This window comes from Kitasatospora sp. NPDC001683, from assembly GCF_053596495.1.
On sequence record NZ_JBSFGK010000095.1, the window covers coordinates 23,205 to 30,317 of the forward strand.

6 protein-coding genes are annotated in these 7,113 nt (G+C 72.4%); 5 read left to right on the forward strand and 1 reads right to left on the reverse strand.

Annotation, left to right across the window (positions count from 1 at the left end; all coding sequences use genetic code 11):
• Position 1 precedes the first annotated feature (1 nt).
• The 5 genes from dxr (at position 2) to ACWCYO_RS33605 (ending at position 5,790) form a co-directional block, all read left to right on the forward strand.
• Positions 2-1,246: a 1-deoxy-D-xylulose-5-phosphate reductoisomerase gene (gene dxr / locus ACWCYO_RS33585; RefSeq protein WP_449786328.1), complete on the forward strand. Its 1,245-nt coding sequence runs from the start codon at positions 2-4 to the stop codon at positions 1,244-1,246.
• Between the two features lie 97 nt (positions 1,247-1,343).
• The gene (locus tag ACWCYO_RS33590) at positions 1,344-2,648 is read left to right on the forward strand and encodes a M50 family metallopeptidase (RefSeq protein WP_270146883.1); all 1,305 of its coding nucleotides are present in this window, start codon (positions 1,344-1,346) and stop codon (positions 2,646-2,648) included.
• A gap of 144 nt (positions 2,649-2,792) precedes the next feature.
• Positions 2,793-3,953, forward strand: a complete 1,161-nt coding sequence (gene ispG, locus ACWCYO_RS33595) for a flavodoxin-dependent (E)-4-hydroxy-3-methylbut-2-enyl-diphosphate synthase (RefSeq protein WP_270146885.1) — start codon at positions 2,793-2,795, stop codon at positions 3,951-3,953.
• 264 nt (positions 3,954-4,217) lie between these two features.
• Complete coding sequence (locus ACWCYO_RS33600) at positions 4,218-5,093, forward strand: GNAT family N-acetyltransferase (protein WP_449786330.1); 876 nt, start codon at positions 4,218-4,220, stop codon at positions 5,091-5,093.
• Positions 5,094-5,235: 142 nt separating this feature from the next.
• The gene (locus tag ACWCYO_RS33605; RefSeq protein ID WP_270146887.1) at positions 5,236-5,790 is read left to right on the forward strand and encodes a GNAT family N-acetyltransferase; all 555 of its coding nucleotides are present in this window, start codon (positions 5,236-5,238) and stop codon (positions 5,788-5,790) included.
• A 56-nt stretch (positions 5,791-5,846) separates the two neighbouring features.
• Here the strand turns inward: ACWCYO_RS33605 and ACWCYO_RS33610 are convergent, their stop codons facing one another.
• Positions 5,847-6,770 carry an aminoglycoside phosphotransferase family protein gene (locus ACWCYO_RS33610; RefSeq protein ID WP_270146888.1) on the reverse strand — a complete coding sequence of 308 codons (924 nt, stop codon included), beginning with the start codon at positions 6,768-6,770 and terminating at the stop codon, positions 5,847-5,849.
• Positions 6,771-7,113: the final 343 nt, after the last annotated feature.

Genomic DNA, 7,113 nt, shown 5'->3' on the forward strand with positions numbered 1-7,113 from the left:
CATGACTTCGCTCGCCCACCCGCAGCTGCGTTTCACGCCCACCGTGGCGGACCCCTCCGGCCCCCGGGAGCTGGTGATCCTCGGTTCGACCGGTTCGATCGGCACCCAGGCCATCGACGTCGTGCTCCGCAATCCGGACCGGTTCCGGGTGGTCGCCCTGTCGGCGGCGGGCGGCCGGGTGGAGCTGCTGGCCGAGCAGGCGCTGCGGTTGGGCGTGCACACCGTGGCGGTGGCCGATCCGGCGGCCGAGCCGGCGCTGCGCGAGGCGCTGGCGGCGAAGGCGGCGGGTCGTCCGCTGCCGGCCGTGCTGGCGGGTCCGGACGCGGCCACCGAGCTGGCCGCGATGGAGTGCCACTCGGTGCTGAACGGCATCACCGGTTCGATCGGGCTGCGGCCGACGCTGGCCGCGCTGCGGGCCGGCCGGGTGCTGGTGCTGGCCAACAAGGAGTCGCTGATCGTCGGCGGCCCGCTGGTGAAGGCGCTGGCGAAGCCGGGGCAGATCGTGCCGGTGGACTCGGAGCACACGGCGATCTTCCAGGCGCTGGCCGGCGGTACCCGGGCCGAGGTCCGCAAGCTGGTGGTGACGGCGAGCGGCGGTCCGTTCCGGGGCCGTACCCGCGAGGAGCTGGCCGGGGTGACGGCGGCGGACGCGTTGGCGCACCCGACCTGGGCGATGGGCCCGGTCATCACGATCAACTCGGCGACCCTGGTGAACAAGGGCCTGGAGGTGATCGAGGCGCACCTGCTGTACGACGTGCCGTTCGACCGGATCGAGGTCGTGGTCCATCCGCAGTCGGTGGTGCACTCGATGGTGGAGTTCACCGACGGTTCGACGCTGGCGCAGGCCAGCCCGCCGGACATGCGGATGCCGATCGCGCTGGGCATGGGCTGGCCGGACCGGGTGCCGGACGCAGCCCCCGCCTGTGACTGGACCAAGGCCGCGACCTGGGAGTTCTTCCCGCTGGACAACGAGGCCTTCCCGTCCGTCGAGCTGGCCCGTGAGGTGGGCACCCTGGGCGGGACGGCTCCGGCGGTGTTCAATGCCGCGAACGAGGAATGCGTGGAAGCCTTCCTGAAGGGCCGCCTCGCCTTCACCGGAATCGTGGACACTGTTGCGAAGGTCGTGGCCGAGCACGGACAGCACGACGGTCGGGTGGCTTCGGCGGGAACTTCCCTGACCGTCGAGGACGTCCTGCACGCGGAGGACTGGGCGCGCGCCCGGGCCCGCGAGCTGGCGGCGGGCTGACGGCCCCGACGGCGGCGCCGGAACCAGGGCGCCGCCACGCGGCAGGGATCGCGGTACGACGAGACGATGAGCGGAGCGGCATGACGGAGGACCAGCGGTGGCAACGGTTTTGACGGTGGTCGGCATCCTGGTCTTCGTGGTCGGGCTGCTCGTCTCGATCGCCTGGCACGAGCTCGGCCACCTCTCCACGGCCAAGCTGTTCGGCATCCGGGTGCCGCAGTACATGGTCGGCTTCGGCCCGACCATCTGGTCGCGCCGCAAGGGCGAGACCGAGTACGGCATCAAGGCGATCCCCTTCGGCGGGTACATCCGGATGATCGGGATGTTCCCGCCGGGGGAGGACGGCCGGATCACCAAGCGCAGCAGCTCGCCCTGGCGGACCATGATCGAGGACGCCCGTGAGGCCTCCTACGAGGAGCTCCAGGAGGGCGACGAGCACCGGCTGTTCTACACCCGCAAGCCCTGGAAGCGGGTCATCGTCATGTTCGCCGGGCCGTTCATGAACCTGGTCCTGGCGTTCGGACTGTTCCTGACGGTCATGATGGGCTTCGGCGTCACCATGGCGGTGCCGACCATCGGCTCGGTCGCCCAGTGCGTCGTCAAGGCCGGCCAGCCCACCGACACCTGCCCCGCCGACGCGCCGAAGACCCCGGCCAACGAGGTGGGCCTGCGCCAGGGCGACAAGGTGCTCTCCTTCGACGGCGACCGGATCCGCGACTACGACCAGCTCCAGGCGGACATCCGGAAGTCGGCCGGCAAGCAGGTGGAGATCGTGGTGGACCGCGGCGGTCAGCGGCTCACCTTCAGGCCCACCATCGCCGTCAACGACGTGCAGAAGTACGACGGCAACGGCGTGCCGGTGAGGGGCCAGACCGTCCAGGCCGGGTTCCTCGGGTTCACCCCCAGGAGTGAAACCGTCCAGCTCGGCTTCGGGCAGTCGATCGACCGGATGTACGACATGGCCGAGAACGGGGTGAAGTCGCTGGCCGCCCTGCCCGGCAAGATCCCCGGCCTGTGGAACGCCGTCGTGGGCAACGCCCCGCGCGATCCGGACTCCCCGATCGGGATGGTCGGCGCCGCCCGGGTCAGCGGTGAGGTGTTCTCGCTCCACGAGTCGGCCGCCCAGCGGGTCGCGATCTTCGTGAACCTGCTGGCCGGGATCAACCTGTCGCTCTTCCTGTTCAACATGCTGCCGCTGCTGCCGCTGGACGGCGGCCACATCGCCGGCGCGGTCTGGGAGTCGGTCCGGCGCCGCTTCGCACGGCTGTTCCGGCGGCCCGACCCGGGCCCGTTCGACGTCGCCAAGCTGATGCCGGTGGCCTACGTCGTGGCCAGCGTCTTCATCGGGTTCACCCTGCTGGTGATGGTGGCCGACCTGGTGAATCCGGTGAAGATCGGTTAGGGCGTACGGGTACGGCGGGTGTGCTGGGCGCCCGGACCGTGCCGTACCGTGGAGGCCGGGTGCGCGATCGTCCGCGCGCCCGGCCTCGACCGTCCCGACGGCGGGGCGATCGACCACACCTCAACCCCGGGGAACCCTGCGCACATGACCGCGATCTCGCTCGGTATTCCGTCCCTGCCGCTCAAGCCGCTCGCCCGGCGACGCCACTCCCGGCAGATCATGGTCGGCAACGTGCCGGTCGGCGGCGACGCCCCCGTCTCGGTCCAGTCGATGACCACCACGGTCACCTCGGACATCAACGCCACGCTGCAGCAGATCGCCCAGCTCACCGCGTCCGGCTGCCAGATCGTCCGGGTCGCCGTCCCCTCCCAGGACGACGCCGACGCGCTGCCGATCATCGCCAGGAAGTCGCAGATCCCGGTCATCGCCGACATCCACTTCCAGCCGAAGTACGTCTTCGCCGCGATCGACGCCGGCTGCGCGGCCGTGCGCGTCAACCCGGGCAACATCAAGGCCTTCGACGACAAGGTCGGCGAGATCGCCAAGGCCGCCAAGGACGCCGGGGTGCCGATCCGGATCGGCGTCAACGCCGGCTCGCTCGACAAGCGGCTGCTGGAGAAGTACGGCAAGGCCACCCCGGAGGCGCTGGTCGAGTCCGCGCTGTGGGAGTGCTCGCTGTTCGAGGAGCACGACTTCCGCGACATCAAGATCTCGGTCAAGCACAACGACCCGGTCGTGATGATCCAGGCCTACCGCCAGCTCGCCGCCGCCTGCGACTACCCGCTGCACCTGGGCGTCACCGAGGCCGGACCGGCCTTCCAGGGCACCATCAAGTCCGCGGTCGCCTTCGGCGCGCTGCTCGCCGAGGGCATCGGCGACACCATCCGGGTCTCGCTGTCGGCCCCGCCGGCCGAGGAGATCAAGGTCGGCACCCAGATCCTGGAGTCGCTCGGGCTGCGCCAGCGCGGGCTGGAGATCGTCTCCTGCCCGTCCTGCGGCCGCGCCCAGGTCGACGTCTACAAGCTCGCGGAGGAGGTCACCGCCGGGCTGGAGGGCATGGAGGTGCCGCTGCGGGTCGCCGTCATGGGCTGCGTCGTGAACGGGCCGGGCGAGGCGCGGGAGGCCGACCTCGGGGTCGCCTCCGGCAACGGCAAGGGGCAGATCTTCGTGAAGGGTCAGGTGATCAAGACCGTGCCCGAGTCGAAGATCGTCGAGACCCTGATCGAGGAGGCGCTCAAGCTCGCCGAGCAGATGCAGGAGGAGGGCGTCGAGGCCGGTTCGCCGACCGTCGTCGCCGCGGAGTGACCGCGAGGCGCTCATGTGTCGCGGAGTGACCGCGGGGTGGTCACGTGTCGCGGGATGACTGCGGGGCGGTCACGTCGCGGGGTGGCCGCGGAGTGACGGCGGAGGGACCGTGGGGTGGTCCGAGCGCGGTCGCAGCGAAGTTTTCCGGAAGCGGGGCCGTCCGTTCGCGGACGGCCCCGCGGCCGTAGCCGGGTGGGGCCACGGAGTAGGGTGCGGCCAGAGTCGTCTCAGTGAGGTGCTGTCTCGATGATCGATCGAGGTGTGATGCTCCCCAGCTCCTTCCAGTCCGCCCGGGCGCTGGCCACCACCCGGGTGCTGGAGCCGCCCGACCTCGCGGACGCCCTGGAGATCCTCCACCGCGACCCGGTCGCCAACGCCTTCGTCGCCACCCGGGTCGAGGCCGTCGGGCTGGACCCGTGGCGGCTCGGCGGGGAGATGTGGGGCTGGTACGACGGGGACGGCGTGCTCGACGCCCTCTGCTACGCGGGGGCGAACCTCGTCCTGGTCAACGCCGGGCCGCAGGCCGTCGCGGCCTTCGCCGAGCGGGCCCGGCGGCAGGGCCGGCGCTGCTCCTCGATCGTCGGACCGGCCGGCTCGACCGCCGCCTTCTGGGCACTGCTGGAACGCAGTTGGGGGCCCGCGCGTGAAGTCCGGGGCCACCAGCCGCTGTTGGCGACCTCCTCGCCGTCCGCGGAGATCGCGCCCGATCCGCTGGTGCGCCGGGTGCGGCGCGGCGAGGTGGAGGCGGTGATGCCCGCGTGCGTGGCGATGTTCACCGAGGAGGTGGGGGTGTCCCCGCTGGCCGGTGACGGCGGGCTGCTCTACCAGGCCCGGGTGGCCGAACTCGTCACCACCGGACGGTCGTTCGCGCGGTTCACCGAGGACGGGCAGGTGGTGTTCAAGGCCGAGATCGGGGCCGTGACCGAGGGCGCCTGCCAGATCCAGGGAGTCTGGGTGGCGCCGGAGCACCGGGGGCGGGGACTGTCCGAGACCGGGATGGCCGCGGTGCTGGAGATCGCGCTGCGGGAGGTGGCGCCGGTGGTCTCGCTGTACGTCAACGACTTCAACCTGCGGGCGCGGGCGGCGTATCGGCGGGTGGGGTTCCGCGAGGTCGGGGCGTTCATGAGCGTCCTGTTCTGAGCGCGCGCTCGTGGGCGTGCTGCGGCCCGGGGTGTTGTGGTGGCGAGGGGTGCCGTGGTGGCGCGGTTCGCCGCTGCTTCGCCGGTTGTCGGGTTCCGATCTTCGGCCGCGCCACGGGGCGGCTGGTAGTAACGTCCGGAGCATGGATCAGCTGACCGGGGTGACGATCGAGGCCATCGACCTTGCGGCCTGGGCGCCGCAGGCGCTGGAGGTCCAGGCGGTGGCGTTCGGCCTCACGCCCGAGGAGGTCGCGGTACGGCTGCACATCGTCGGGCGGCACGCCCGGCAGCCCGGCGTGATCGCGTTCGGGGCGATGAGCGGGGGGCGGCTGGTCGGGTTCGGGTACGGGATGCCGAACCAGCGGGAGCACTGGTGGAGCACGGTCATCGAGCCGTACCTGACCGCCCAGGGGTACGCGGACTGGCTGGACGACGTGTTCGCGGTCACCGAACTGCACGTGTTGCCGGAGTTCCAGGGGCAGGGAGTGGGCTCGCGGCTGATCCGGCTGTTGTGCGAGGGGTCGGGGCTGGACCGCAGCATCCTGTCGGCGATCGACGCGGAGACCCCGGCCCGGCGGCTCTACCGGGCGCTGGGGTACCAGGACCTGGCCCGGGCGGTACGGTTCCCGGCGACGGACCGGCTGTACGCGGTGATGGGCGCGCGGTTGCCGCTGCGGCGGCCGGGGGGCATCGCTTAGGCCGTGCTCGGGGCGGCCCGCTGGATCGGCCTGTACGGCCCGCTGGATCGGCCTGTTCAGAGGAGCCCCGCGAACTCCAGGTGGAGTTCGGCGTCCTCGCGGCGGCCCGTGGTCAGGTCGCGCAGGGCCAGGTCGACGGCGCGGAACAGGGTCCAGCCGCGCAGGCGGTCCCGGTCGACGTCGAGGGCCTCGGCGAGCTGGTGGAGCCGGCGGCGGACGGCGGCGGGGGCGCCGGGGGAACCGAGCAGGGTGTCCGCGCGGTCCAGGACGAGCCGGGCCAGGTCGTAGGCGCGTTCGCCGGCCAGCGGGCGGGGGTCGATCGCCAGCCAGGGGGCGCGGTCGGCGGCGAGGACGTTGCCGTGGTGGAAGTCGCCGTGCAGCAGGAAGGTCTCGGCGGCGGAGCCGGTCAGGTCCTCGGCGGTGGACAGCGCCTCGTCGACCAGGGCCTGGGCGGCGGCCGCGGCGGGATCGGATCGGTGCTCGGCGAGACGGGCGGCGGTGTCCGCGACCCGGTCCCCGAGGGTGGGCAGGACGCTCCCGGCGGGCGGCTCCACCCAGAGGCGGTGCAGCAGGCTGGTCGCCTCCAGCATGGCCTTGGGCTCGGCGAGCGAGCGCAGCGGGATCTCGCCGTGCAGGCGCTCCAGCAGCAGGACGCCCTCGGCGGGGTCGGCGTCCAGGAGCAGCACGGCTCCCCGGCCGGCCCAGTGGGTGAGGGCGCTGTGCTCGTGGGCGGTCTCGGGGGTGACCAGGCCGGTCTTGAGGACGGCGGGGGAGAGGTCGTCGCGGTGCACGTACGCGATCAGGCTGAGGCTGCCGCCCGGGTCCAGGGTGCGTTCGAGGGTGAGGTTCCAGCGGCTCAGGTGGGCGGCGGTGCTGGCGGGGAGGGTGGCCAGCCATCGGCGGCCCTGGTCGCCGTGGGCGGCGGTGACGCTGTTCGTCAGCCAGGTGGGGACGGTGATGTGTGGTGCTGCTCCCGACATGCCGGCCTTCCGGTTGGTGCTCTCCCTTGGGTGCTGCCTTGTCCATTGTCGGGGATGTGGGGGGTCTGTGGGTGTTCGGTGGGTTCTCGGGAGGGTGGGTGGCCGGGGCGGTTCCCGGGGTGGCCGCTCCGGGGGCTGGATGATTTTCCGACTGCCGACTCTGTGGGCTCATGGCCGGGTGCCGTTGGCAGTCGGAAAATCACCCGCAACGCCCCCCTCCACCGCCCCTCCCGCAGCGCGTCCCTCTCGCCTGGTCGGGTGGGAGGGAGGCGGGCGTGGGGGGGGGGGGGGGGGGGCCGCGCCCCCCCCCCCCGGGGGGGGGGGGGCCCCCCCGGCCACGGGA